Origin of the sequence: Pseudomonas sp. B6(2017) (assembly GCF_002112765.1) — a bacterium.
Taxonomy (GTDB): Bacteria; Pseudomonadota; Gammaproteobacteria; order Pseudomonadales; family Pseudomonadaceae; genus Aquipseudomonas; species Aquipseudomonas piscis.
Genome location: NZ_NEIQ01000001.1, coordinates 341,788 through 365,186 on the forward strand (window position 1 = coordinate 341,788; position 23,399 = coordinate 365,186).

Consider the following 23,399-nt stretch of genomic DNA (forward strand, 5'->3'; position numbering starts at 1 on the left):
TGGCGGGTGGATTTGAGGCAGAATTCACGGCCGTCCACGCGCCTGTAGGCCTTTTAATGAGCTGTAACCGCCAGATCGTCCGTAGCCTGCGCCAGCAGATTCCCTCCTTCGAATGCGTGCCTGGTTGCCACGACTGCTGCGGCCCGGTCACCACGTCGCCGGAGGAGATGTCCCGCCTGCCACGCAAGACTGCCGCCGAGCAGGACGCGGCCATGGCGGCGCTGGACTGTGTGCACCTGGGCCCCGAGGGGTGCACGGTGTATGACGAGCGACCGCTGATCTGCCGCCTGTTCGGCACCACGTCGAGCCTGCCGTGCCCCAATGGCCGGCGCCCGGTGGAGCTGATCCATCCGCAGGTCGAGAAGCAGATCCACGACTACATGGCCAGCCAGCGCCAGGTGCTGGTCTAGCAGGCCGTTGAAAATCTACCTGCGTTGCCATCGCTGCCTTGAAAACAGGCTGGTGCGCCAGCCCGGTCAAAATGCCCATTTACCACGCGTAGACCGCGCTTTTTCGCCTGTTTGCGCCTTGCGCTAGCTGCCTCGCCTAGGTTTTTCAACGGCCTGCTAGCCTTCAGTCGGGAATCGGCAGGCTCAGGCTTTCCTTCACTTCCTCCATCACGATGTAGCTCTTGGATTCGCGCACGTGGGGCAGCTTGAGCAGGATGTCGCCCAGCAGCTTGCGATACGAGGCCATCTCCGAGATCCGTGCCTTGACCAGGTAGTCGAAGTCGCCGGAGACCAGGTGGCACTCCAGCACGTGGGGCAGCTTGAGCACCGCCCGGCGGAACTCCTCGAAGGTGTCGCCGGACTTGTAGTCCAGGCTGATCTCGACGAAGACCAGCAGGCTGCCCTTCAGATGCTGCGGGTTGAGGCGGGCGTTGTAGCCCATGATGATCCCTTCGCGTTCCAGGCGCCGTACCCGCTCGGTGCAGGGGGTGGTGGAGAGGCCGACCCGTTCCCCCAGCTCGGTGAAGGAAATGCGTCCGTCGGCCTGCAGGATGCGCAAGATGTTGCGGTCGATCTTGTCCAGGGCGCGGCGGGTCTGGTGGTTGGTTCTCATAGGGGATGCCCCTCCGTGAAAAGCGATATTGCCGAGAATTCTCGCCAAATATAGGCGGTTATATAGTGAAAATCACTGCCTGATGTTTCTTACACTGCGCGCATCTTTGCTTCGAATAACAACCGGCGGCGGTCAGCCGCGATGAGGATATGAAAATGCGCGTTCTGGTCTTGGGCAGTGGCGTTATCGGAACCACCAGTGCCTATTATCTGGCTCAAGCCGGATTCGAAGTGACCGTGGTGGACCGTCAGCCTGCCGTTGCCATGGAAACCAGCTTCGCCAACGCCGGCCAGGTGTCGCCTGGCTATGCCTCGCCATGGGCCGCCCCGGGCGTTCCGCTCAAGGCCATCAAGTGGCTGCTGCAACGCCACGCCCCGCTGGCGATCAAGGCCACCGCCAACGTCGATCAATACCTGTGGATGGCGCAGATGCTTCGCAACTGCACCGCCAGCCGCTATGCCGTGAACAAAGAGCGCATGGTGCGCCTGTCCGAATACAGCCGCGACTGCCTCGACGAACTGCGGGCGGAAACCGGCATCGCCTATGAAGGTCGCAGCCTGGGTACCACCCAGCTGTTCCGTACCCAGGCGCAACTGGACGGTGCGGCCAAGGACATTGCCGTGCTCAAGGAGTCCGGCGTGCCTTTCGAACTGCTGGACCGCGACGGCATCGCCCGGGTCGAGCCGGCCCTGGCCAGCGTCACCAACATCCTCGCCGGTGCCCTGCGCCTGCCCAACGACCAGACCGGCGACTGCCAGATGTTCACCACCCGCCTGGCGGAAATGGCCGTCAAGCTGGGCGTCGAGTTCCGCTTCGGCCAGGACATCCAGCGCCTGGACTTCGCCGGCGACCGGCTCAACGGCGTGTGGATCGACGGCAAGCTGGAAACCGCCGATCGCTACGTGCTGGCCCTGGGCAGCTACTCGCCGCAATTGCTCAAGCCACTGGGCATCAAGGCGCCGGTGTATCCGCTCAAGGGCTACTCCCTGACCGTGCCGATCACCAACTCGGCGATGGCCCCGACGTCGACCATCCTGGACGAAACCTACAAGGTCGCGATCACCCGTTTCGACAACCGTATCCGGGTCGGCGGCATGGCCGAGATCGCCGGTTTCGACCTGTCGTTGAACCCACGCCGGCGTGAAACGCTGGAGATGATCGTCAACGACCTCTATCCTCAGGGCGGCGACCTGTCCCAGGCCAGCTTCTGGACCGGGCTGCGTCCCACCACCCCGGATGGCACGCCGATCGTCGGCGCCACGCCGTATCGCAACCTGTTCTTGAACACCGGCCACGGTACGCTCGGCTGGACCATGGCCTGCGGTTCGGGCCGCCTGCTGGCGGACCTGATGGCCAAGAAGAAGCCGCAGATCAGTGCCGAAGGCCTCGACATTTCCCGTTATGGCAACCCTCAGGAGTCAGCTAAACATGTCAATCCAGCGCCAGCTCACCAATGAGCGCATGAGCCAGATCGTTGTTCACGGCGGTACCGTCTACCTGGCCGGACAGGTCGGGGACAACCTGCAGGCCGGGATTGAGCAACAGACCCGGGAAACCCTGGCCAGCATCGAGCGCTTGCTGGACCTGGCCGGCACCGACAAGACCCGGCTGCTGTCGGTAACCATCTACCTGAAGGACATCGATGCCCATTTCGAAGGCATGAACAGTGTCTGGGACCAGTGGCTGCCCAAGGGCGTGGCACCGGCCCGGGCCACCGTCGAGGCCAAGCTCTGCGAGCCGGAAATCCTCGTCGAGCTGTCGGTAGTGGCCGCCCTGCCTTAAACGAAAAGATCCCTCTCCCGGTGCCGGTGGCGGTTCTGCGCCATCCAGCACCGGTTTTTATTCCCATGACCGCCTAGAAGTCTGCCGCCATGCGTCCTGCCCGTGCCCTGATCGATCTCCAAGCCCTGCGTCACAACTATCAACTGGCCCGCGAAGTCTCGGGTGCCCGTGCCCTTGCGGTGATCAAGGCCGATGCCTATGGCCATGGCGCGGTGCGCTGCGCCCAGGCCCTTGAGGATTGCGCCGACGGTTTTGCCGTGGCCTGCATCGAGGAAGCCCTGGAGCTGCGCGCCGCGGGCATTGGCGCGCCGGTGTTGTTGCTGGAGGGGTTCTTCGAGGCGTCGGAGCTGGCGCTGATCATCGAGCATGATTTCTGGTGCGTGGTGCACTCGCTGTGGCAGCTGGAGGCCATCGAGCAAGCGAGCCTGGCCAAGCCGCTGACGGTCTGGCTCAAGCTGGACTCGGGCATGCACCGGGTCGGCCTGCACCCCAAGGACTACCAGGGCGCCTACCAGCGGCTGCAGGCCAGCGGCAAGGTCGAGAAGATCGTGCTGATGAGCCACTTCGCCCGTGCCGACGAATTGCATTGCACCAGCAGCACCGAGCAGATCGCGGTATTCGAAGCGGCCCGCCAGGGCCTTGGGGCCGAGGTCAGCCTGCGCAACTCGCCGGCGCTGATGGGTTGGCCGAGTGCGCCCAGCGACTGGGTGCGCCCGGGCATCATGCTCTACGGGGCGACGCCGTTCGAAGAGGCCAACTCGCTGGCCGAGCGCCTGCAACCGGTGATGACCCTGGAGTCCAAGGTCATCTGCGTGCGTGAGCTGCCTGCCGGCGAGCCCATCGGCTACGGCGCCAAGTTCATCACCGACAAGCCGATGCGGATCGGCGTGGTCGCCATGGGTTACGCCGACGGCTATCCGCGCCATGCGCCCACCGGCACCCCGGTACTGGTGGCCGGCCAGCGCAGCCGCCTGCTGGGCAGGGTTTCCATGGACATGCTGTGTGTCGATTTGACGGACGTGCCCGAGGCCGGCCTGGGCTCGACCGTGGAACTGTGGGGCAAGAACATCCTGGCCAGCGAGGTCGCCCTGGCGGCCGATACCATTCCCTACCAGTTCTTCTGCAACCTGCGGCGGGTGCCGCTGGTGTACAGCGAGGGCTGAGGCCCCGCGGGCCGTACCGAAAGTCGCCTATCCTGGGGGAATCCGGGGCAAGTGTTGTAAATACTGAACGCTGTCGCCATGATAACGCTCGATTACAACAACGCCTGATTCCCGCCTAGGAGACTGCCGTATTGGACGTCGGTGAACGACTGCAATCCATCCGTAAACTGAAGGGTTTGTCCCAGCGTGAACTCGCCAAGCGCGCGGGCGTCACCAACAGCACCATTTCAATGATCGAGAAGAACAGCGTCAGTCCTTCGATCAGCTCGTTGCGCAAGGTGCTGGGCGGCATCCCCATGTCCATGGTGGAGTTCTTTTCCGAGGAAGTTCTCCAGGAGACTCCTTCGCAGATCGTCTACAAAGCCCACGAACTGATCGACATTTCCGATGGCGCCGTGACCATGAAGCTGGTGGGGCGCGCCCGCCCGAGCCGCGCTATCGCCTTTCTCAACGAGATCTACCCGCCGGGCGCCGACACCGGTGACGAGATGCTCACCCATGACGGCGAAGAAACCGGGATCCTGCTCGAAGGTCGCCTGGAGCTGGTGGTAGGTCTGGAAACCTTCATCCTCGAGGCCGGTGACAGCTATTATTTCGAAAGCACCAAGCCCCATCGTTTCCGTAATCCGTTCGATGTGCCGGCGCGACTAATCAGCGCAGCCACCCCAGCGAATTTCTAGACCAAGAGGCGTCCTGCAAGGCTTGCAGCGAGGCTCCAGCGACATTTCGCCGCGATCAAGACCCCTTCGACTTTGGGGTTGTTTCAGTGTGGCGGGCTAACCGTTATACTTTCGCCCGCCTGCGAAACCGTGGCCGCAGGCGTGACTAGCCACCATTGAGGGTGTACGCGTGAACCTAATTATGAAAATGCTGGCCGCACCAGCAACCGTATTGGCCCTTTGGGCAGTCAGCGCTCAAGCTGCGACCAATGACGATATCGCCAAGCGCCTCGAGCCCGTTGGCCAGGTCTGTGTCCAGGGTCAGGAATGCAAGGGGATGGAAGTCGCTGCCTCCGCTGGCGGTGGCGGTGGCGCCAAGTCGCCGGACGACGTGATCGCCAAGCACTGCAACGCTTGCCACGGCAGTGGCCTGCTGGGCGCACCGAAGATCGGCGATACCGCTGCCTGGAAAGAGCGTGCCGATCACCAGGGCGGCCTCGATGGCATCCTGGCCAAGGCGATTACCGGCATCAATGCCATGCCTCCTAAAGGCACCTGCGCCGATTGCTCCGATGAGGAGCTCAAGGGCGCGATCCAGAAGATGTCCGGCCTGAAATAAGCGGTCATCTGCAGCGAAAAAGCCGCTTGCGAGCGGCTTTTTTGTGGGCGCGATTTGACCTGCGCCCTGTTCAATGCAGCAAACTCCCGGCAAGCTCGGTCCAACCCCAATTCACGGACGGTTCCTGGAGGGTCAGATGCTGCAATCCTGTTCCATCGAGCAGGCGGTGGATGAAGTACTCGCCCGCTTGCCGCAACACATCCACATGGGCATGCCCCTGGGGCTGGGCAAACCCAATCGGTTCGCCAATGCCCTGTACCGGCGCATCGCCCAGTTGCCCGAGCGCCAACTGACCATCTACACCGCCCTGAGCCTGGGGCGCCCGGCCCTGGGCGACGGCTTGCAGCGGCGGTTTCTCGAACCCTTCGTCGAGCGGGTGTTCGGCGACTATCCCGAGCTGGACTTCCTTGCCGACCTGCACCGCGACAGCCTGCCGGCCAACATCCGCGTCGAGCAGTTCTTCATGCAGCCCGGCAGCCTGCTGCACAGCGCGGCGGCGCAACAGGACTACGTCAGCAGCAACTACAGCCATGCGGCCCGGGACATCAATGCCGCCGGCCTGAACCTGGTGGCCCAGCTGGTGGCCCGCGATCCGCAGCGGCCTGGCCAGCTGAGCCTGAGCTGCAACCCGGACATCACCCTGGACATGCTGCCGCTGATCGCCAAGCGCCGCGCCGCCGGGGAGACCATCCTGATCCTCGGCCAGGTCCATGCGGACCTGCCCTACATGCCGGGCGACGCTGAAGTCCAGGCGAGGGACTTCGACCTGCTGATCGACGAAGAAGAGCGCAGCACGCTGTTTTCCACGCCGAACATGCCGGTGGGCGTGCAAGACCATTGCATCGGCCTGCACGCCAGTACCCTGGTGCGCGATGGCGGCACCCTGCAGATCGGCATTGGTTCCATGGGCGATGCGCTGACCGCCGCCTTGCTCGCACGCCAGGCGGACAACCAGGGCTACCGTGCCTTGCTGGCGGACTTGCAGGTGGATCATTGGCAGCCGCTGATCGATCGCGAGGGCGGCGTCGAGCCGTTTGCCCAGGGGCTCTATGGTTGCAGCGAGATGTTCGTCAACGGCTTGCTGGCCCTGGCCGATGCCGGGATCGTGCGGCGCAAGGTCTACCCGAGCCAGGAGCTGCAGGAACAGGCCAATGCCGGAACCCTGGACCCGTCCACGCCGGGCGGGGTTGCGATCCATGGCGGCTTCTTCCTCGGGCCGCGCAGCTTCTACCAGCGCCTGCGCGAGCTGCCCAAGGAGCGGCTCGCGGAGTTCAACATGAGCGCCATCAGCTACATCAACGAGCTGTATGGCCACGAGGAGCTCAAGCGCCTGCAACGTCGCGATGCGCGCTTCATCAACAGCGCGTTCACCATGACCCTGCTGGGCGCTGCGGTGTCCGACCAATTGCAGGGCGGGCGGGTGTTGAGCGGCGTGGGCGGGCAGTACAACTTCGTGGTCCAGGGCCATGCCCTGGCGGATGCCCGTTCGGTGCTGATCCTGCGCAGTTGGCGGGAGTCGGCCGGGGAGGTCAGTTCCAACATCGTCTGGGAGTACGGCCATTGCACCATCCCGCGGCACCTGCGGGACATCGTCATCACCGAGTACGGGATCGCCGATCTGCGGGGCAAGTCCGATGCGAAGGTGATCGAGGCGTTGCTCAACATCAGCGATTCACGTTTCCAGCCCGGGCTGATGGAACAGGCACAGAAGGCCGGCAAGCTGCCCAGGGACTTCCGCCTGGATCCGCGCTTTGCCGATAACACTCCGCAGCGCTTGCTGGACATCCAGGCGCGCCACCGCCACCTGTTTCCAGAGTATCCGCTGGGCAGTGATTTCACCGCCCAGGAGCGCGACTTGCTGCGGGCGCTGAACTGGCTCAAGAGCAAGTTCAAGCTCAGCGAGATCCTCGAGCTGGGCAAGGCAGCCTTCGACGCGCCGGAGCCCGAGGCATTTCCCGAGCACCTGGAGCGCATGGGGCTGGAGCAGCCCGAGGGCCTGCGTGAAGACCTGTACCAGCGCTTGTTGCTGGCTGGCCTGCAGGCCACTCGTCAGCCGTGAGCCTGGCGCCGGGTCACTCGATGAAAGTGACCACGCCGCCGGCCAGGGATTTGACCCGCGCCAGGGATTCCACGCGGTAGCCCTGGGAGTCCAGTTCGGCGCGGCCGCCCTGGAAGGATTTCTCGATCACGATGCCCAGGCCGGCCACGGTGGCGCCGGCCTGCTTGATGATCGAGATCAGGGCCTGGGAGGCCTTGCCGTTGGCCAGGAAGTCGTCGATGACCAGCACGCGGTCGCTGCTGGTCAGGTGCCGTGGCGAGATGGCCACGGTGCTTTCCACTTGCTTGGTGAAGGAATAGACGGTGGCTGAGAGCAGGTTCTCGGTCAGGGTCAGGGATTGGTGCTTGCGGGCGAAGATCACCGGTACACCCAGGTTCAGGCCGGTCATGACCGCAGGAGCGATGCCGGAGGCCTCGATGGTCACGATCTTGGTGATGCCCGAGTCCTTGAACAGCCTGGCGAATTCGTCGCCGATCAATTTCATCAACTGCGGATCGATCTGATGGTTCAGAAAGGCGTCGACTTTCAGTACTTGATCGGAAAGCACGATGCCTTCTTCGCGAATTTTCTGGTGCAGTGCTTCCACGGAGCTTCCTCTGATGGCCACTTTGGGGCCAAGGGTCTGTTGAAAAATAGTCGATTTTACCGCTTTAGCATCGCGCGTATATCGGCCAAAGCGTTGTTGCCGCGAACGGCCTTGACCTCGGTCGGCGTGTCGTCGTTGCCTTCCCAGGCCAGGTCGTCCGGAGGCAGTTCGTCGAGAAAGCGGCTTGGCGCGCAGTCGATGATTTCGCCGTACTGCTTGCGCTTGGCCGCGAAGGTGAAGGCCAGGGTCTGGCGCGCGCGGGTGATGCCTACATAGGCCAGGCGTCGCTCCTCCTCGATGGTATCGGCTTCGATACTGGAGCGATGGGGGAGGATTTCCTCCTCCATGCCCATGATGAACACGTAGGGAAACTCCAGGCCCTTGGAGGCGTGCAGGGTCATCATCTGTACCCCTTCGGCGCCGTCTTCCTCTTCCTGCTGGCGTTCCAGCATGTCCCGCAGGACCAGCTTGCCGATGGCGTCCTCGACGGTCATCTCGCCGTCTTCGTCTTTTTCCAGGGTGTTCTTCAGGGCCTCGACAAGGAACCAGACGTTGCCCATCCGGTAGTCCGCGGCCTTGTCGCTGGAGCTGTTGGTGCGCAGCCAGTTCTCATAGTCGATGTCCATGATCATGCTGCGCAGGGCGCCGATCGGATCTTCGCCGGCGCATTGTTCGCGGACCCGGTCCATGAAGCGCTTGAAGCGTGCCAGGCGGTCGGTGAAGCGGCTGTCCAGGTGCTCGCCCAGGCCGATTTCCTCGGTGGCGGCGTACATGGAGATACCGCGTCCGGTGGCGTAGTTGCCGAGTTTCTCCAAGGTCGTGGAGCCGATTTCCCGGCGCGGCACGTTGATCACCCGCAGGAAGGCGTTGTCGTCATCGGGGTTCACGATCAGGCGGAAGTAGGCCATCAGGTCCTTCACTTCCTGGCGGCCGAAGAAGCTGTTGCCGCCGGACAGGCGATAGGGCACCTGGTGGTGCTGCAGCTTCAGCTCGATCAGCTTGGCCTGGTAGTTGCCCCGGTAGAGGATCGCGAAATCGCTGTAGGGACGGTTGGTGCGCAAGTGCAGGGTGAGGATTTCCATGGCCACCCGCTCGGCCTCGGCGTCCTCGTTCTTGCAGCGGATCACGCGGATCTCGTCGCCGTGGCCCATCTCGCTCCACAGCTGCTTTTCGAATTCGTGGGGGTTGTTGGAGATCAGCACGTTGGCGCAGCGCAGGATGCGGCTGGTGGAGCGGTAGTTCTGCTCCAGCATCACCACTTTCAAGGACGGGTAGTCGTCCTTGAGCAGCATCAGGTTTTCCGGGCGCGCGCCGCGCCAGGCATAGATCGACTGGTCGTCGTCGCCTACCACGGTGAACTGGTTGCGCGTGCCGATGAGCATCTTCACCAGCAGGTACTGGCTGGCGTTGGTGTCCTGGTATTCGTCCACCAGCAGGTAGCGCACCTTGTTCTGCCACTTCTCGAGGATGTCGGCGTGCTCCTCGAACAGCTTCACCGGCAGCAGGATCAGGTCGTCGAAGTCCACTGCGTTGAACGCCTTGAGCGTGCGCTGGTAGTGGGTGTAGACGATGGCCGCGGTCTGTTCCTTGGGGTTGCGCGCGTTTTCCAGGGCCTGGGCGGGCAGGATCAGGTCGTTCTTCCAGGCGCCGATCATGTTCTTGATCTCGTCGACGCCGTCGTCCCCGGAATACTCCTTCTGCATGATGTCGGTCATCAGGGCCTTGACGTCGGTCTCGTCGAAGATCGAGAAGCCCGGCTTGTAGCCCAGCCGCGCATGCTCCTTGCGGATGATGTTCAGGCCCAGGTTGTGGAAGGTCGATACGGTCAGGCCGCGACCCTCGCCGCTGCGCAGCAGGGTGCCGACCCGTTCCTTCATTTCCCGTGCCGCCTTGTTGGTGAAGGTCATGGCGACGATGTACTGGGCGCGGATCCCGCAGTTCTGGATCAGGTGGGCGATCTTGCGGGTGATCACGCTGGTCTTGCCGGAGCCTGCACCGGCGAGCACCAAAAGAGGGCCGCCGACGTAGTTCACGGCTTCTTGCTGCCGGGGATTGAGTCGGGACATGACGGTAAAAAGGGATCGATTGCGAAAAGGGCGGGCATTTTAACAGGATGAACGGATTCTGCTGCGTCTCTCCGACTTGTGACGCATAACGCTATCTAAATTTGCCGGTTTTGATACTTTCCCGCAGGATGCGCGCTAAATATGCGTCTAATGTTCGAATTAGAGCGGTACAAGAAATTGCGTATGATAATCAATATCAATTGATATTGTCCTTTTGCGCGCCATAATGCCCGCCGCCAACTTTTTTGCAGAGTCTAGGGAGCTAGCTTGTCCAAGCCTGTCGAACCCTTGCGTGTGCTGCTACTGGCCCTCGAGCCGGTATGGACAGCGTTGTTGCGCGAGTGTGTCGCTCCGTTGGGAGACTCGGTGGTATTGATCAACGCTCCCAGTTGGGAGTCGGTCAGCCGACTGTTCGAAGATGATCGCAACGCGGTCCTGTTGACCATTCCACAACTGCAGCCCGGACCCGGGCGTTGCAGCCTGCCCACTATCCTGTTGCTGGACCAGGAGCCCACGGTGACGCCGGTGGGGGCCAGCGACTGGCTGGTGGGTTCGAGCCTGAGCACCGACGCCTTGCGTCGTTGCCTGCGCCATGTGCGCGAGCGCGGAGTGCTGGAGAACACCTTGCAGCGCCTGGCCGAGCAGGACCCCTTGACCGGCATCGCCAACCGCCAGGGTTTTCAGACGCTGCTGGCGGCGCGCCTGGCGGAAAACGACGGGCGCGGCCTGGCCCTGGGCCACCTGGACCTGGACAACTTTCGCCACGCCAACGATGCCCTGGGCCACCAGGCCGGTGACCGGCTGATCCTGCAGGTGGTCTCGCGGCTCAAGAGCCAGCTGGAGGCCGGTGACCAGCTGGCGCGCCTGGGCAGCGATGAGTTCGCCTTGCTGATCGATACCCGCCGCGCTCCACAGCGCGCCGAATGGATGGCCGAACGCATCACCGAAGCCATGGCCGAACCCTATTGGATCGATGGTGAAAGCCTGTTGATCGGCTGCAGCCTGGGGATCGCCCACGCTCGCGCCAACGCCGGTGCCGATCCGCTGATGTGGCATGCGCACATCGCCATGCAGCAGGCCAAGAGCACCCAGGGCTGCACCTTTCATATCTTCAACGAGCGGATCAACCGCAACGCGCGCAGCCTGGCCGACCTGGAAAGCGAGCTGCGCCGGGCCCTGCGCCGTGATGAGCTGGAGCTGCACTACCAGCCGCGGCTGAACCTGCATGATGGCAAGATCGTCGGCCTCGAGGCCCTGGTGCGCTGGCGCCATGGCGAACGCGGCCTGTTACCGCCCAGCGAGTTCGTGCCCCTGGCCGAGCAGAGCGGACTGATCGTGCCCCTGGGCTACTGGGTCATTTCCCGCGCCCTGCGGGATATGCAAGCCCTGCGCGAGCGCGGGCTGGAGCCGCTGCACATGGCGGTCAACTTGTCGTTTCGCCAGTTCCAGGACAGCCAGCTGCTGTCGACGCTGGGGCGCTTGATCGCCGAGCATGGGGTGCAAGCGCAGTGGCTGGAGTTCGAGCTGACCGAAACCGCCGTGATGCGCCGCAGCGACCTGGTGAAGCAGACCATGGACGCCCTGGGGCGGCTGGGCGTGCGCTTTTCCCTGGACGACTTCGGTACCGGTTTCTCTTCGTTCGTGCACCTCAACAGCCTGCCGATCGCCCTGCTCAAGGTGGACAAGAGCTTTGTCGGCGGCATGGAGCAGCGCGAGGAAAACCGCAAGCTGGTCCACGCCATGATCAACCTGGCACACAACCTCAACCTGGAGGTGGTGGCCGAAGGCGTGGAGACCGCCGAGCAACTGGCGCTGTTGCGCGACTTCGGCTGCGACCAGGCCCAGGGCTACCTGATCAGCAAGCCGCTGCCGCTGGCCGAGCTGGTGGAGTACCTGACCTTCGGCAACAGCCAGCGCGCGCTCCACGAAGAAGTGGTCTGAGCCAGGGGCTCACTCCGGCTGCAGGTCCATGGCCGGCGTCGCCCCCTCGCGCTTGATCATGCGCCGCATCCGCCACTCGAACGCCAGGGTCAGGCTGATGGCGGCGCAAGCCAGGCCCAGGGCCAGGCCCCACCAGACGCCGGTCGGCCCCCAGCCCAGGGTGAAGGCCATCAGCCAGGCCGAAGGCGCGCCAATCAGCCAGTAGCAGCCCAGGCCCACCAGGAAGGTGGTCTTGGCATCCTTGAGGCCGCGGATCGCTCCCATGGCGATGGTCTGGGTGCCATCGAACAGCTCGAACCAGGCCGCCACCGCCAGCAGGCTCACCGCCAGATGGATCACCGGGGCGAAGGCCGGGTCGTTGTGATCCAGGAACAGTCCGATCAACTGGTTCGGCAGCAGCCAGAACACCGCCGCGAATCCCAGCATCACCACTGCGCCGAAAGCGATGCCGACCCTGCCTGCCAGGCGCGCGTCCAGCAATTGCCCGGCCCCGTAGTGCTGGCCGATGCGCATGGTGATGGCGTACGAGACTCCCGCCGGGACCATGAACGCCACCGAAACGATCTGCAGGGCGATCTGGTGGGCCGCCAGCTGGGTGCTCCCCATGGTGCCCATGCACAGCGCGGCGAAGGCGAACAACCCGACTTCCACGGCATAGGTGCCACCGATGGGCAGGCCCAGGCGCCACAGCTCCTGCAGGTAACGGGTGTTGATCCGCGACAGCCCCTGGCGTAGCGGGTAGGCGGCATAGGCCGGGTGACGCTTGATGTGCCAGGCCAGGGCCACGGCCATGCAGTTGGCGACGATGGCGGTGACCAGGCCGATGCCCACCAGCCCGAGCTTGGGCAGGCCGAACATGCCGGTGATCAGCGCGTAGTTGAGCAGGAAGTTGGCCACCGTGCCGCACAGGCTGATGACCATCACTGGCGTGGCCCGGCCGATGGCGCTGGTGAAGCCGCGCAAGGCCATGAAGCTCAGGTAGCCGGGCAGGGCGAAGGGCAGGATCAGGAGGAACTGGCCGGCGGCCTGGACGTTACTTTCGGTCTGGCCGAACAGCAACAGCACTGGCTTGAGGTTCCACAGCAGCAGGCCGGCCACCAGGGCCATCAGCCAGGCCAGCCACACGCCGGCCTGGGTCAGGCGCGTGGCGCCCTCGATGTCGCCAGCGCCATGCCGGATCGCCACCAGGGTACCCACCGCGGCGATCACCCCGATGCAGAAGATCGAGACGAAGGAATAGCTGGCCGCCCCCAGGCTGCCGCCGGCCAGGGCCTCGGGGCTCAGGCGAGCCATCATCAGGGTGTCGGTGAGGACCATCAGCATGTGCGCCAGCTGCGAGGCGATCAACGGCCCCGCCAGCCGCAGGATGGCCCAGAGTTCGGTACGTGCAGGATGCTGCATGGTCATCAGGCTCGATCAGGTGGATATCGGTAGAGGCGCTGATTCTCGGCGCTCTTGGCCCGTTGCACAAAGCGATAAATATACTTGCTCGCATGATAAAAACTCATGCGAAGCGCTTTCTGGTAGCGTGGCGTCATTGCGCTGTCGGAGCCCGAGCATGTCCCGCCGTCTACCCCCTCTCTACGCCTTGCGGGCCTTCGAGGCCGCCGCCCGGCACAGTTCGTTCACCCGGGCCGCCGAAGAGCTGTCGATCACCCAGAGCGCCGTCAGCCGGCACATCCGTACCCTGGAAGAACACTTCGCCTGCCGATTGTTCCAGCGTAGCGGACGCAACCTGCTGTTGACCGAGGCGGCCCGCCTGCTGTTGCCGGGCGTGCGTGAAGGGTTCGCAGCCCTGGAGCGTGCGTGCAGCATCCTGCACGGTGAAGACGGCATCCTGCGCATGAAGGCGCCGTCGACCTTGACCATGCGCTGGCTGCTGGCGCGGCTCAGTCGTTTCCGCCACTTGCAGCCGGGCAACGAAGTGCAGCTCACCAGTGCCTGGATGGATGTGGACTCGGTGGATTTCAACCAGGAGCCTTTCGACTGTGCGGTGCTGCTGAGCAACGGCCACTTTCCCGCCGACTGGGAGTCCAGCTGCCTGTTCCCGGAACTGCTGATCCCGGTGGGCGCGCCGAACCTGCTCAACGACCAGCCCTGGGATGCGGCGCGCCTGGCGAGCGCCGAGTTGCTGCACCCGACCCCGGACCGTCGCGACTGGCGCAGTTGGCTCGAGCACATGGGGCTGGCCGACCGGGTTTCGCTCAAGGGCGGACAGGTGTTCGACACCCTGGAGCTTGGGATGATCGCTGCGGCACGGGGCTACGGTGTGTCCATGGGCGATCTGCTGATGGTGGCCGAGGACGTGGCCCAGGGGCGCTTGAGCCTGCCCTGGCCGACGGCGGTGGCCAGTGGCCTGGACTACTATCTGGTATGGCCCAGGACCCGGCCCGGCGGCGAGCGCCTGCGGCGCCTGAGCGACTTCCTGCAAGGGGAGGTCGCGGCCATGCAGCTGCCCCAGGTGGAGCGTCTGGGCTGAAACGTTGAAGCTCCCGGTTGGCGGGGCTGGAGATATATCCTTGCAAGCCGCTCAAGTATTGCCGGGCGCCGCCGAATCCTGGGATATGGAACCAGCGTTCAGGAAGGTCCTAACTCACTAGAAAATCTTGGAATTATTGCTGCCGAGCGTGCCACGTGATCAGGATGATCCGCCTTCTCGGCCAGGAGCCATCATGTCCCAACCCCGTGCCCGGATAGCCTCCCAGCTAGGGCTAGCCCTTGCCCTGGTACTCGCCCTGGTGATCAGCGGCAGCACCCTGTTTGCCTTGCGTTCGCTGGATTCGGCGAACCTCGATACCCGCGAAGAACACCTGGCCAGCGAAGCCCGCCTGCTGGCCGACCAACTCAACACCTTCCATGGCAGCCTGCGCGAGAGTACCCAGCGCCTGAGCGGCTTGTTCGAGAACCGCTTTCGCAGTGGCCTGAGCGTGCATCCCGACGAGCCGGTGACCGTCGCCGGGGTGCAGACTCCTGGCTTGCACCTGGGCAATGTGGTACTGAACAACAATTTCGATGAAGTGGATGGGTTCAAGCAGATGACCGCCGGGGTCGCGACCCTGTTCGTGCGCAGCGGCGACGATTTCATCCGTGTCAGCACCTCCCTGAGCAAGCAGGATGGCAGCCGCGCCATCGGCACCTTGCTCGACCACGCCCATCCGGCCTACCAGAAGCTCATGGCCGGGCAGGGCTACGTTGGCCGGGCGCTGCTGTTCGAGCGCTTCTACATGACCCAGTACACCCCGGTGACGGACCGCAGTGGCCGAGTGATCGCCGTGTTGTTCGTGGGTTTCGACTACACCGACGCGCAGAACGCGCAGTTCGCCAATCTCAAGCGCTTCCGCATCGGCCAGAGCGGCTCCCTGGCCCTGCTCGACGAACAGCACAAGTGGCTGGTGCCGCCGGCCGGCGTGCAGGCCCTGGACCAGGCAGCGCAGGTCCTAGTAGACGCGGCGAAGGAGCCGGGCAAGGGGCGTTTCTGGAGCGATGGTGGCGAGGACTTCTACAGCCTGGCGATGCCTTTCGCCGACGGCCCCTGGTCGGTGGTGGCGAGCATGCCCAAGTCCGAGATCCGCCAGGTGACCTGGAGCGTGGGGCTGCGCCTGGTGATCGGCAGCCTGTTGGCGATGCTGCTGGCGGTGGGCGCCACGGTCTGGTTGCTGCGTAGCAAGCTGGCGCCCCTGGGCGACCTGGTACGCCAGGCCCAGGCCCTGGGCGGTGGTGACCTGAGCGCGCGGCTGAATGTTTCCAGCCACGATGAGATCGGCCAACTGGCCCGCAGCTTCAACCAGATGGGCGAGGCCTTGTCGACCATGGTCGAGCACATCCGCCGCTCCGCCACCGAGGTCAGTGGCCGGGCCCAGGCGCTGTCCGGGCTGTCCAGCGGTGCCTACGAAGGCATGGAGCAGCAGTCCGGGGAAATCACCAGCATGGCCGGGGCCGTGGAGCAGTTCAGCGCCACGTCGCTGAACATCGCCGACAACATGGGCAGCACCCAGCGCCTGGCGGAGGAGAACGCCGAGCAGACCCATATCGGCCGCGAGTCCATGGAGCAGGCTTCGTCGTCCCTGGAACAGATCGCCGGGGCGCTGGGCAGCACCGCGGCGGTGATCGACACCCTGGGCCAGCGCTCCGAGGAAATCGGCGGGATCGTCGGGGTCATCACCGCCATCGCCGACCAGACCAACCTGCTGGCCCTCAACGCAGCCATCGAGGCGGCCCGTGCCGGGGAGCAGGGGCGGGGCTTCGCGGTGGTGGCCGACGAGGTACGCAACCTGGCTTCGCGTACCCGCGAGGCCACCGCGCAAATCTCGCAGATGATCAGCAGCATCCAGCAGGAAACCGGCAATGCCATCCAGACCATGGAGCAGGGCAACCGCTTGATGCAGGAAGGTTTGTCACGCAACGCCGGAGTGGCCGCGGCGCTGGCCTTAATCGACGAGCAGAGCCAGAGTGCCGGCGAGCAATTCGCCGCCATCACCACCGCGACCCAGGAGCAGAGCAGCACGGCCACGGTCCTGAGCCGCAACCTGCAGAGCATCGCCCAGGCCAACAGCGAACAGCGTGAGGTGGTGTCCAACCTGGCGGTTACCGCACGCGAGCTGGAGGCCCTGGCTGCCGACCTGCGCCACGAGGTCGATCGCTTCCGTTGACGGCACCTGCCCTCCGGCCTGGCGTTGGAGGGCGCTGGTTGCAATGACGCATGATTGGACTAAAACAGATGAGCGGTTGATTGCCCTTCAAGGACTGACCTTTCAGCAGGAGCAAGCATGACTCGTCTATCCCGTTTCGTTCCCCCTCTATTGGCTGTGTCGACGCTTTTGCTCGGCCACGCAGCCTTCGGCCAGGAAAGCCCGGCGTTCATCGCCCCGGCAGCCTGGACCACGCCGTTCAACCGCATTGCCCAGGTGGCCTGCCACAACTGCTATGAAAAGCAGTACGCAGGCACCTTCAGCAGTGTGCTCGACAGTGTGCGCACCCTGGAGCTGGACTTCTGGGACCAGCGCGACGCGGCCACCGGAGGCTCGCCACGGCATTGGTTCGTGCGGCATAACCCGGGCACCCTGTTCCAGTCCGGCAACGACAATAACTGCACGGGCGATGGCACCGGCAAGAACGACCTGGAAGCCTGCCTGAACGACATCAAGAACTGGAGCGACGGCCATCCGGGGCATTTCCCCATCACCGTGATCCTGGACAAGAAGCAGGGTTGGTCAAAAGCCAGTTCCGGGCGCACACCGCAGGATTTCGACGATCTGGTGAGCCGGATCTTCCAGGGCAAGCTCTATACCCCCCAGGACCTGGCGAGCTCCATCGGCAGCAGTGCCGGGGCCTTGCAGAAGAACCTCAAGGGCAAGGACTGGCCCACCGCCAGCCAGTTGCAGGGCAAGGTTTTGCTGGTGCTCAACCACTCCGAGAACCAGAAGCTCTCGCAGTACGCCGAGGCCCGGACCTCCAGTGCCAAGGTGTTCATCTCCCCGGTCACCAATGGCCAGAACGATGTCAGCGGCAAGGTCAGTGGCATGTCCGACCAGTCATCGGGCTACGTGGCCATGAACAACATGGGCAAGGGCGACAAGAAGTGGGCGGCCCAGGCCTTTGCCTACAGCCATATCGGCCGGGTCTGGGGTGACGATGGGGTGTCCTTCGCCCAGCACATCGCCGAGCAGGTCAACCTGTCGGCGTACTACAAGTTCGCCGATCAGGGGGACGGTGGTGTGCGCATCCGGCCGTTCTGAGCCTTATTGGGGTTCGGTGGCGTCGCCGAGCCCCGGATCCACGCGCTTGCCGATATCCCGCAGGCGCGCCAACTGGTCGACCATGCTTGGCGCTTCGTCGATGCTGCTGACGAAGGTCCACAGGTAGGTCATGACTGCGTACACATGGCCGGCCTTGACCTCGGGTAATAGCGACAGCTGGGTGATGGCGATCACGAACAGCACTGCCGCCACCACGCCGAGGAACAGGTAGGCCGTGGCTTCCCGGTCCGAGAGCCAGATCCGTAGCCGCGACAGCAGGCGGTAGTGGCGCTGCAGGGATTGGGCACCGACCCTGGACACCAGGCCGATTTCCTTTTCCAGGCGGTTGTTCAGGCGCTCGTGCAGCTGCTGGTTGCGCCGGGCGAAACGCGGCAGCAACACCACGCACAGGACCAGCGCCACCAGGCAGGCCAGGCCGATCCAGGGTTCGATGGCCAGCAGCATCACCGCCGCACCGATGATCGAGACCAGGGCGGTGGCGATGATCGGCACGTGCTTCTCGAAGAAGTCGACGAACTCCCGGGCCAGCACCACCCGCGCCGCCGCGGTCGAGGTGTTCTGCTGTTGCTGGCGCTGGTTGAGGATCACCGGTACGGCCAGGTCCGCATAGATGCGGGTGAAGGTCCGGGTATCCACGGCCCGTCGGGCCGCGCCGACGACCCAGAAACCCAGCACCACCATGGCGTAGACCAGGGCGTGGGTGGTATCGCCACGCAGGATCGAGTCCACGGCGAACCCGGCGAACAGCGGGTAGGCCAGCAGCAGGGCGTTCTCCAGGGCCACTAGCGACAAGGTGACGAACAGCTTGCCTGGATAGGCGCGAGCGATGGCCTTGAGGGTCTGGCCGGCAGACTGCTGGCCGAGTTTCTGGGTGGGATCCGCGATGGCGGGGCGAGTGACGACAGACATGACTGCACCACAAATGAGATAACGGTTAATATTGAGCGAGTGCTCAATTATCCTTGAGCGATCGCTCAAAATGCAAGTGCCGGTCATCCCGGCACCAAGAGGTTCGATTGCCGATGTCCCGTAACGACCGAAAGGACCAGATCATCGGCGCAGCCCTGGAACTGTTTCACAGCAAGGGTTTCGCCGAGGTTTCCACCCGTGACCTGGCCGAGCATGCCGGCCTGTCCCGCAGCCACATCTACCACTACTTCAGCGACTTCAAGGAACTGCGCCGCGAGGCCTTCGTGCGTTTCGCCGATGGCCAGTTGGCGGCGGTGGAGGACCTGGTGCGCGATGTGCAACCGGCCGAGGCCCTGCGGATATTTCTCCTCGATTGCCTGACGGACTCCAACTCCGTCGGTTGGGGGCTGTGGCTCGATGCCTGGGATGAAGCCATGCACGACGCCGAGCTGGCCGAGGTCTACCTGCGAATCAATGGCCAGTGGCAGGCGTTGCTGGCATCGATCATCGCCGCTGGCGTCCAGGCCCGGGTGTTTCGCTGCGCGGATGCCGGGCGGGCGGCGCGGCAGATCTTCGCCCTGGCCATGGGCTACACCGACGATCTGCTGCTGCAGGCTTCAGCCGCGGCGCAACAGGCCGCGTTGACGGAGGTCATGGAGGTCGCCGGGTTGCTGCTGGGTTTGGATGACTGAACCTTCAACCGCTGCCGTGGCGATAGTGCAGTGCCTCCGCCAGGTGCTCGCGGCCGATGGCGGTGGCCTGTTCAAGGTCGGCCAGGGTCCGGGCCACCTTGAGCAGGCGGTGGGCGGCGCGCAGCGACAGGCCGAGGTTCTCGCAGGCTGCTTCCAGCCAGCGCTCGTCGGTTGTGGATAACCTGCAATGGCGCGCCAGGCCGGGCAGGTCGAGCAGGGCGTTGGTGCAGCCCTGGCGCCGCAGTTGCAGGTTGCGCGCACGGGCCACCAGGTCGGCGGCGCTGGCACTGTCGTTGCCCGGTTGCGGCGCGGGGTTCAGGGCCGTGGCCTCGCGGGCGACGGTCAGGTGCAGGTCGATGCGATCCAGCAGCGGGCCGGAGAGCTTGTTGCGATAGCGCTGGATCTGCTCCGGCGTGCAACGGCAGCGGCCACTGGGTTCGCCCAGGTATCCACAGGGGCAGGGGTTCATCGCCGCCACCAACTGGAAGCGTGCCGGAAACTGCACCCGCTCGCGGGCCCGGGCGATGACGATCTGCCCGGATTCCATGGGCTCGCGCAGGACCTCCAGGACCTTGCGGTCGAACTCCGGTAGCTCGTCGAGAAACAGCACGCCATGGTGGGCCATGGTGATTTCCCCGGGCTGCGGTTTCGAGCCACCGCCCACCAGGGCCGCGCTCGACGCCGAGTGGTGGGGTTGGCGGAACGGACGCTGTGGCCAGTGTTCCAGCGGGGCGGGGCTGCTCACCGACTGGATGGCTGCTACCTCAAGGGCCTCGTGTTCTTGCAGCGGTGGCAGCAGGCCGGGCAGGCGGCTGGCCAACAGGGTCTTGCCGGTGCCGGGCGGGCCGCAGAACAGCAGGTTGTGGGCCCCGGCCGCAGCCACCAGCAGGGCCCGCTTGGCGGCCAGCTGGCCCTGGACGTCGCGCAGGTCGGGGTAGGGCGCGCGGTCATGGGGCAGGCCCTGGCTGACGCAGGCCGGGATCGGCGCCTGCCCGTTGAGATGGGCCGCCGCCTCCAGCAAATGGTCGACCGCGATCACGCTCAGGCCCGAGGCCAGGCAGGCTTCCTCGGCATTGGCCCGGGGCACCAGCAAGGCATGGCCGGCATCCCGTGCTGCCAGGGCCGCCGGCAGCACGCCGCGCACCGGGCGCACGGCCCCGGACAACGCCAGCTCGCCCAGGCACTCGACGCGATCCAGCGCCGTGGCCGGTAGTTGCTGGCTGGCCGCGAGGATGCCCAGGGCGATCGCCAGGTCGAAGCGGCCACCGTCCTTGGGCAGGTCGGCGGGAGCCAGGTTGAGGGTGATGCGCCGGGCGGGGAAGTCGAAGCCGGCATTGAGGATCGCGCTGCGGACCCGGTCCTTGCTTTCCTTGACCGCGGTTTCGGGCAGCCCCACCAGGGTCAGGCTCGGCAGGCCGTTGGCCAGGTGCACTTCGACACTGACGGCCGGAGCCTGTACGCCCATCTGGGCGCGGCTGTGGATGATGGCCAGGGACATGCGACGTTCTTCCTTGCAGCGGCGGGAACCGCATCCTGCGGTGTTGCAAGGATAGGCGAGGGGGGCAGCGCGAGCGCTGGGCAATGCAGACAGGATGTGTCGCCGGCCTGTTCTTCAGCCTTGATGAAGGCGCGCGGCCGGCGAGGAGGGTGTCAGCTCATTGATCCTTCGGCTCAAGCCTGGCTTCCAGCTCGGCGACCTTGGCTTCCAGGCTTTCCAGGCGGGCCCGGGTGCGCGCCAGGACCACCATCTGGCTGTCGAATTCTTCCCGGCTGACCAGGTCCAGCTTGCTGAAGCCGCTTTGCAGCAGGGCCTTGAACTGGCTTTCGATTTCGTTGCGCGGCAAGGGAGTTTCGCCGCTGAACAAGCGCGAGGCATGGCCGCTCAGGGCGTCGAGGAGATCTTTGGGGGCGAGCATGGGAATGTCCTGAATAGCTGATGGGCCGCAGTGTATCACGCACGAACCGAGGGCTTGGCGCCGCCCGGCCTGCACGTTTTTTGCGCATCGGGCCGCCACCGCGCGCACCGTTATCGTGCGTATCGGTGGCGGGTTTTCCCGCCCCTGGCCGCGGGCCGCGGGCAACTTCATGAAATCGCTGGTGTTTCCCGACCTGGCAAGCTTTCTGCTTAGACCCTGGTGACCCATGCACTGATGCAGTCGCTGTGACGAATGCAGTGCGACCGACGAAACGGGGAGTGTTTCGTCAGGGCGGCTAGCGTCGGTCCGGCTGAGGAGGGCCGACGATGCGTTACAAAGCCAGGCACTGCGCTTAGACTTGAGTCGGGTTTGTTTTCCTGGGGCAAGTCCACCAATTCGGGAGAGAGTTTCATGAAGCTAGTCACCGCCATCATCAAGCCGTTCAAGTTGGACGACGTGCGCGAGTCGCTGTCCGAAATCGGCGTGCAGGGCATTACCGTCACCGAGGTCAAGGGCTTCGGTCGGCAGAAGGGCCATACCGAGCTGTACCGCGGCGCGGAATACGTGGTCGATTTCCTGCCCAAGGTGAAGATCGATGTCGCCATCGACGACAAGGATCTGGACCGGGTCATCGAGGCCATCACCAAGGCTGCCAACACCGGCAAGATCGGTGACGGCAAGATCTTCGTGGTCAATCTGGAACAGGCTATTCGCATCCGTACCGGCGAAACCGATACCGACGCAATCTAAGCCGCCCCAAACCCAACGCCCCAGGAGAAAACAACATGACTCTGCGTAAATTCGCAGGGCTAGGAGCCCTTTTGCCCCTCGTAATGCCTGGCTTGGCCATGGCGGCAGACGAAGCGGCTGCTCCAGTCCTCAATTCCGGCGACACCGCCTGGATGCTCACCTCCACCGCCCTGGTACTGTTCATGACCATCCCCGGGCTGGCGCTGTTCTACGGCGGCATGGTGCGGTCCAAGAACATTCTTTCGGTGATGATGCAGTGCTTCGCCATCACTGGCCTGGTGACTGTCCTGTGGTTCATCTATGGCTACAGCATCGCGTTCGACACCAGCGGGATGGAAGCTGGCGTGGTCAACCTCAATTCCTTCGTCGGCGGCCTGTCCAAGGCCTTCCTCGCCGGTATCACCCCGGCCAGCGTGACCGGTCCGGCGGCGCTGTTCCCCGAGGCGGTATTCGTCACCTTCCAGATGACCTTCGCCATCATCACTCCGGCGCTGATCGTCGGTGCCTTCGCCGAGCGGATGAAGTTCTCGGCGATGCTGATCTTCATGGGCATCTGGTTCACCGTGGTCTATGCGCCCATCGCGCACATGGTCTGGAGCGGTCCGGGTTCGCTGATGGGCGATTGGGGCGTGCTGGATTTCGCCGGCGGCACCGTAGTCCATATCAACGCCGGTATCGCCGGCCTGGTCTGCTGCCTGGTGCTGGGCAAGCGCAAGGGTTTCCCGACCACGCCGATGGCCCCGCACAACCTCGGCTACACCCTGATGGGCGCGGCGATGCTGTGGATCGGCTGGTTCGGTTTCAATGCCGGTTCCGCCGCAGCGGCCAATGGCACTGCCGGCATGGCCATGCTGGTGACCCAGATCGCTACCGCTGCCGCGGCCCTGGGCTGGATGTTTGCCGAGTGGCTCACCCACGGTAAACCCAGCGCCCTGGGGATCGCCTCGGGCGTGGTGGCAGGCCTGGTGGCGATCACTCCGGCGGCCGGTACCGTCGGCCCGATGGGGGCCCTGGTCATCGGTCTGGCGGCGGGTGTGGTGTGCTTCTTCTGCGCGACCAGCCTCAAGCGCAAGCTGGGGTATGACGACTCCCTGGATGCCTTCGGCGTGCATGGCATTGGCGGCATTCTCGGAGCGATCCTGACCGGGGTCTTCGCCGCCCCGGCCCTGGGTGGCTTCGGCACCGTGACCGACGTCGCCGCGCAGGTCTGGGTCCAGGCCAAGGGCGTGGGCCTGACCGTGATCTACACCGCCGTGGCGACCTTCATCATCCTCAAGGTGCTGGATGCGATCATCGGCCTGCGGGTGACCGAGGAAGAAGAGGCTGTCGGCCTCGACCTGGCCCAGCACAATGAGCGCGGTTACAACCTGTAAGCACCCTGCTCGAAAAAGCCCGGCTTCGGCCGGGCTTTTTTTTGCCTGGTGCTTGTCATTGAGGAA

21 protein-coding genes and 1 pseudogene are annotated in these 23,399 nt (G+C 64.5%); 15 read left to right on the top strand and 7 right to left on the bottom strand.

Annotated elements, in window-relative coordinates; all coding sequences use genetic code 11:
- The first annotated feature begins 56 nt into the window (after nt 1-56).
- A complete protein-coding gene (locus tag CAG11_RS01640; protein WP_022641826.1) occupies nt 57-410 on the top strand; it encodes a YkgJ family cysteine cluster protein in 354 nt (117 codons plus the stop codon).
- A gap of 163 nt (nt 411-573) precedes the next feature.
- On the opposite strand, the gene CAG11_RS01645 is transcribed toward CAG11_RS01640, so the two are convergent.
- A complete protein-coding gene (locus CAG11_RS01645; RefSeq protein WP_011064210.1) occupies nt 574-1,062 on the bottom strand; it encodes an Lrp/AsnC ligand binding domain-containing protein in 489 nt (162 codons plus the stop codon).
- 155 nt (nt 1,063-1,217) lie between these two features.
- Between CAG11_RS01645 and dadA the strand changes: the two genes are divergently transcribed.
- The 6 genes from dadA to CAG11_RS01675 all read left to right on the top strand — a co-directional run bounded on the left by dadA (nt 1,218) and on the right by CAG11_RS01675 (nt 7,344).
- Entirely contained in the window at nt 1,218-2,519 is a 1,302-nt protein-coding gene (gene dadA, locus CAG11_RS01650; protein ID WP_053133665.1) for a D-amino acid dehydrogenase, read from the top strand.
- The gene (locus CAG11_RS01655; protein ID WP_022641824.1) at nt 2,491-2,844 is read left to right on the top strand and encodes a RidA family protein; all 354 of its coding nucleotides are present in this window, start codon (nt 2,491-2,493) and stop codon (nt 2,842-2,844) included. The genes dadA and CAG11_RS01655 overlap by 29 nt, the downstream gene beginning before the upstream one ends.
- 89 nt (nt 2,845-2,933) lie before the next feature.
- The gene (gene alr / locus CAG11_RS01660) at nt 2,934-4,007 is read left to right on the top strand and encodes an alanine racemase (protein ID WP_085594233.1); all 1,074 of its coding nucleotides are present in this window, start codon (nt 2,934-2,936) and stop codon (nt 4,005-4,007) included.
- Nucleotides 4,008-4,138: 131 nt separating this feature from the next.
- On the top strand, nt 4,139-4,687 hold the full coding sequence (locus CAG11_RS01665) for a cupin domain-containing protein (protein ID WP_085594235.1): 549 nt from the start codon (nt 4,139-4,141) through the stop codon (nt 4,685-4,687).
- Nucleotides 4,688-4,868: 181 nt separating this feature from the next.
- Entirely contained in the window at nt 4,869-5,285 is a 417-nt protein-coding gene (locus CAG11_RS01670; RefSeq protein ID WP_031320691.1) for a cytochrome c5 family protein, read from the top strand.
- Nucleotides 5,286-5,421: 136 nt separating this feature from the next.
- Nucleotides 5,422-7,344: an acetyl-CoA hydrolase/transferase C-terminal domain-containing protein gene (locus CAG11_RS01675; protein WP_085594237.1), complete on the top strand. Its 1,923-nt coding sequence runs from the start codon at nt 5,422-5,424 to the stop codon at nt 7,342-7,344.
- A gap of 13 nt (nt 7,345-7,357) precedes the next feature.
- Here CAG11_RS01675 and CAG11_RS01680 read toward each other — a convergent pair whose 3' ends face one another.
- Together CAG11_RS01680 and rep are read right to left on the bottom strand one after the other, a co-directional pair.
- Entirely contained in the window at nt 7,358-7,930 is a 573-nt protein-coding gene (locus CAG11_RS01680) for a xanthine phosphoribosyltransferase (protein WP_022641819.1), read from the bottom strand.
- 56 nt (nt 7,931-7,986) lie between these two features.
- Nucleotides 7,987-9,996, bottom strand: coding sequence for a DNA helicase Rep (gene rep / locus CAG11_RS01685; RefSeq protein ID WP_085594239.1), 2,010 nt, complete (start codon nt 9,994-9,996; stop codon nt 7,987-7,989).
- A gap of 267 nt (nt 9,997-10,263) precedes the next feature.
- Between rep and CAG11_RS01690 the strand changes: the two genes are divergently transcribed.
- Complete coding sequence (locus CAG11_RS01690) at nt 10,264-11,937, top strand: bifunctional diguanylate cyclase/phosphodiesterase (protein ID WP_053133681.1); 1,674 nt, start codon at nt 10,264-10,266, stop codon at nt 11,935-11,937.
- Nucleotides 11,938-11,946: 9 nt separating this feature from the next.
- Here CAG11_RS01690 and CAG11_RS01695 read toward each other — a convergent pair whose 3' ends face one another.
- Nucleotides 11,947-13,338, bottom strand: coding sequence for a NorM family multidrug efflux MATE transporter (locus tag CAG11_RS01695; RefSeq protein ID WP_172681657.1), 1,392 nt, complete (start codon nt 13,336-13,338; stop codon nt 11,947-11,949).
- Between the two features lie 157 nt (nt 13,339-13,495).
- On the opposite strand from CAG11_RS01695, the gene CAG11_RS01700 reads away from it, so the two are divergent.
- From CAG11_RS01700 to CAG11_RS01710, 4 genes and pseudogenes are all read left to right on the top strand, one after another.
- Complete coding sequence (locus CAG11_RS01700; protein ID WP_085594241.1) at nt 13,496-14,416, top strand: LysR substrate-binding domain-containing protein; 921 nt, start codon at nt 13,496-13,498, stop codon at nt 14,414-14,416.
- Between the two features lie 193 nt (nt 14,417-14,609).
- Nucleotides 14,610-15,683: pseudogene (locus CAG11_RS34390) on the top strand (Cache 3/Cache 2 fusion domain-containing protein); the annotation flags it as partial.
- A 180-nt stretch (nt 15,684-15,863) separates the two neighbouring features.
- Nucleotides 15,864-16,586 carry a methyl-accepting chemotaxis protein gene (locus CAG11_RS34395; protein WP_371857886.1) on the top strand — a complete coding sequence of 241 codons (723 nt, stop codon included), beginning with the start codon at nt 15,864-15,866 and terminating at the stop codon, nt 16,584-16,586.
- 117 nt (nt 16,587-16,703) lie between these two features.
- Nucleotides 16,704-17,672: a Ca2+-dependent phosphoinositide-specific phospholipase C gene (locus CAG11_RS01710; protein WP_085594246.1), complete on the top strand. Its 969-nt coding sequence runs from the start codon at nt 16,704-16,706 to the stop codon at nt 17,670-17,672.
- Between the two features lie 3 nt (nt 17,673-17,675).
- Here CAG11_RS01710 and CAG11_RS01715 read toward each other — a convergent pair whose 3' ends face one another.
- Nucleotides 17,676-18,602: an ABC transporter six-transmembrane domain-containing protein gene (locus CAG11_RS01715; protein ID WP_256578552.1), complete on the bottom strand. Its 927-nt coding sequence runs from the start codon at nt 18,600-18,602 to the stop codon at nt 17,676-17,678.
- A gap of 113 nt (nt 18,603-18,715) precedes the next feature.
- Between CAG11_RS01715 and CAG11_RS01720 the strand changes: the two genes are divergently transcribed.
- Nucleotides 18,716-19,294 carry a TetR/AcrR family transcriptional regulator gene (locus tag CAG11_RS01720; protein WP_085594250.1) on the top strand — a complete coding sequence of 193 codons (579 nt, stop codon included), beginning with the start codon at nt 18,716-18,718 and terminating at the stop codon, nt 19,292-19,294.
- 4 nt (nt 19,295-19,298) lie between these two features.
- Here CAG11_RS01720 and CAG11_RS01725 read toward each other — a convergent pair whose 3' ends face one another.
- Both CAG11_RS01725 and CAG11_RS01730 read right to left on the bottom strand, forming a co-directional pair.
- Complete coding sequence (locus CAG11_RS01725) at nt 19,299-20,792, bottom strand: YifB family Mg chelatase-like AAA ATPase (RefSeq protein ID WP_085594252.1); 1,494 nt, start codon at nt 20,790-20,792, stop codon at nt 19,299-19,301.
- A 157-nt stretch (nt 20,793-20,949) separates the two neighbouring features.
- A complete protein-coding gene (locus CAG11_RS01730) occupies nt 20,950-21,210 on the bottom strand; it encodes an accessory factor UbiK family protein (protein ID WP_022641805.1) in 261 nt (86 codons plus the stop codon).
- A 411-nt stretch (nt 21,211-21,621) separates the two neighbouring features.
- On the opposite strand from CAG11_RS01730, the gene glnK reads away from it, so the two are divergent.
- Both glnK and CAG11_RS01740 read left to right on the top strand, forming a co-directional pair.
- Complete coding sequence (glnK, locus tag CAG11_RS01735; RefSeq protein ID WP_002555808.1) at nt 21,622-21,960, top strand: P-II family nitrogen regulator; 339 nt, start codon at nt 21,622-21,624, stop codon at nt 21,958-21,960.
- A gap of 35 nt (nt 21,961-21,995) precedes the next feature.
- Nucleotides 21,996-23,333, top strand: a complete 1,338-nt coding sequence (locus CAG11_RS01740) for an ammonium transporter (protein ID WP_031320686.1) — start codon at nt 21,996-21,998, stop codon at nt 23,331-23,333.
- The last annotated feature ends 66 nt before the right edge of the window (nt 23,334-23,399 follow it).

What these genes read in the sequence shown, in the direction of transcription:
- CAG11_RS01640 (WP_022641826.1), top strand. Translation starts at nt 57, where the DNA reads ATGAGCTGTAACCGCCAGATCGTCCGTAGCCTGCGCCAGCAGATTCCC.
- CAG11_RS01645 (WP_011064210.1), bottom strand. Translation starts at nt 1,062, where the DNA reads ATGAGAACCAACCACCAGACCCGCCGCGCCCTGGACAAGATCGACCGC.
- dadA (WP_053133665.1), top strand. Translation starts at nt 1,218, where the DNA reads ATGCGCGTTCTGGTCTTGGGCAGTGGCGTTATCGGAACCACCAGTGCC.
- CAG11_RS01655 (WP_022641824.1), top strand. Translation starts at nt 2,491, where the DNA reads ATGTCAATCCAGCGCCAGCTCACCAATGAGCGCATGAGCCAGATCGTT.
- alr (WP_085594233.1), top strand. Translation starts at nt 2,934, where the DNA reads ATGCGTCCTGCCCGTGCCCTGATCGATCTCCAAGCCCTGCGTCACAAC.
- CAG11_RS01670 (WP_031320691.1), top strand. Translation starts at nt 4,869, where the DNA reads ATGAAAATGCTGGCCGCACCAGCAACCGTATTGGCCCTTTGGGCAGTC.
- CAG11_RS01675 (WP_085594237.1), top strand. Translation starts at nt 5,422, where the DNA reads ATGCTGCAATCCTGTTCCATCGAGCAGGCGGTGGATGAAGTACTCGCC.
- rep (WP_085594239.1), bottom strand. Translation starts at nt 9,996, where the DNA reads ATGTCCCGACTCAATCCCCGGCAGCAAGAAGCCGTGAACTACGTCGGC.
- CAG11_RS01695 (WP_172681657.1), bottom strand. Translation starts at nt 13,338, where the DNA reads ATGCAGCATCCTGCACGTACCGAACTCTGGGCCATCCTGCGGCTGGCG.
- CAG11_RS01700 (WP_085594241.1), top strand. Translation starts at nt 13,496, where the DNA reads ATGTCCCGCCGTCTACCCCCTCTCTACGCCTTGCGGGCCTTCGAGGCC.
- CAG11_RS34395 (WP_371857886.1), top strand. Translation starts at nt 15,864, where the DNA reads ATGGCCGGGGCCGTGGAGCAGTTCAGCGCCACGTCGCTGAACATCGCC.
- CAG11_RS01710 (WP_085594246.1), top strand. Translation starts at nt 16,704, where the DNA reads ATGACTCGTCTATCCCGTTTCGTTCCCCCTCTATTGGCTGTGTCGACG.
- CAG11_RS01715 (WP_256578552.1), bottom strand. Translation starts at nt 18,602, where the DNA reads ATGTCTGTCGTCACTCGCCCCGCCATCGCGGATCCCACCCAGAAACTC.
- CAG11_RS01720 (WP_085594250.1), top strand. Translation starts at nt 18,716, where the DNA reads ATGTCCCGTAACGACCGAAAGGACCAGATCATCGGCGCAGCCCTGGAA.
- CAG11_RS01725 (WP_085594252.1), bottom strand. Translation starts at nt 20,792, where the DNA reads ATGTCCCTGGCCATCATCCACAGCCGCGCCCAGATGGGCGTACAGGCT.
- CAG11_RS01730 (WP_022641805.1), bottom strand. Translation starts at nt 21,210, where the DNA reads ATGCTCGCCCCCAAAGATCTCCTCGACGCCCTGAGCGGCCATGCCTCG.
- glnK (WP_002555808.1), top strand. Translation starts at nt 21,622, where the DNA reads ATGAAGCTAGTCACCGCCATCATCAAGCCGTTCAAGTTGGACGACGTG.
- CAG11_RS01740 (WP_031320686.1), top strand. Translation starts at nt 21,996, where the DNA reads ATGACTCTGCGTAAATTCGCAGGGCTAGGAGCCCTTTTGCCCCTCGTA.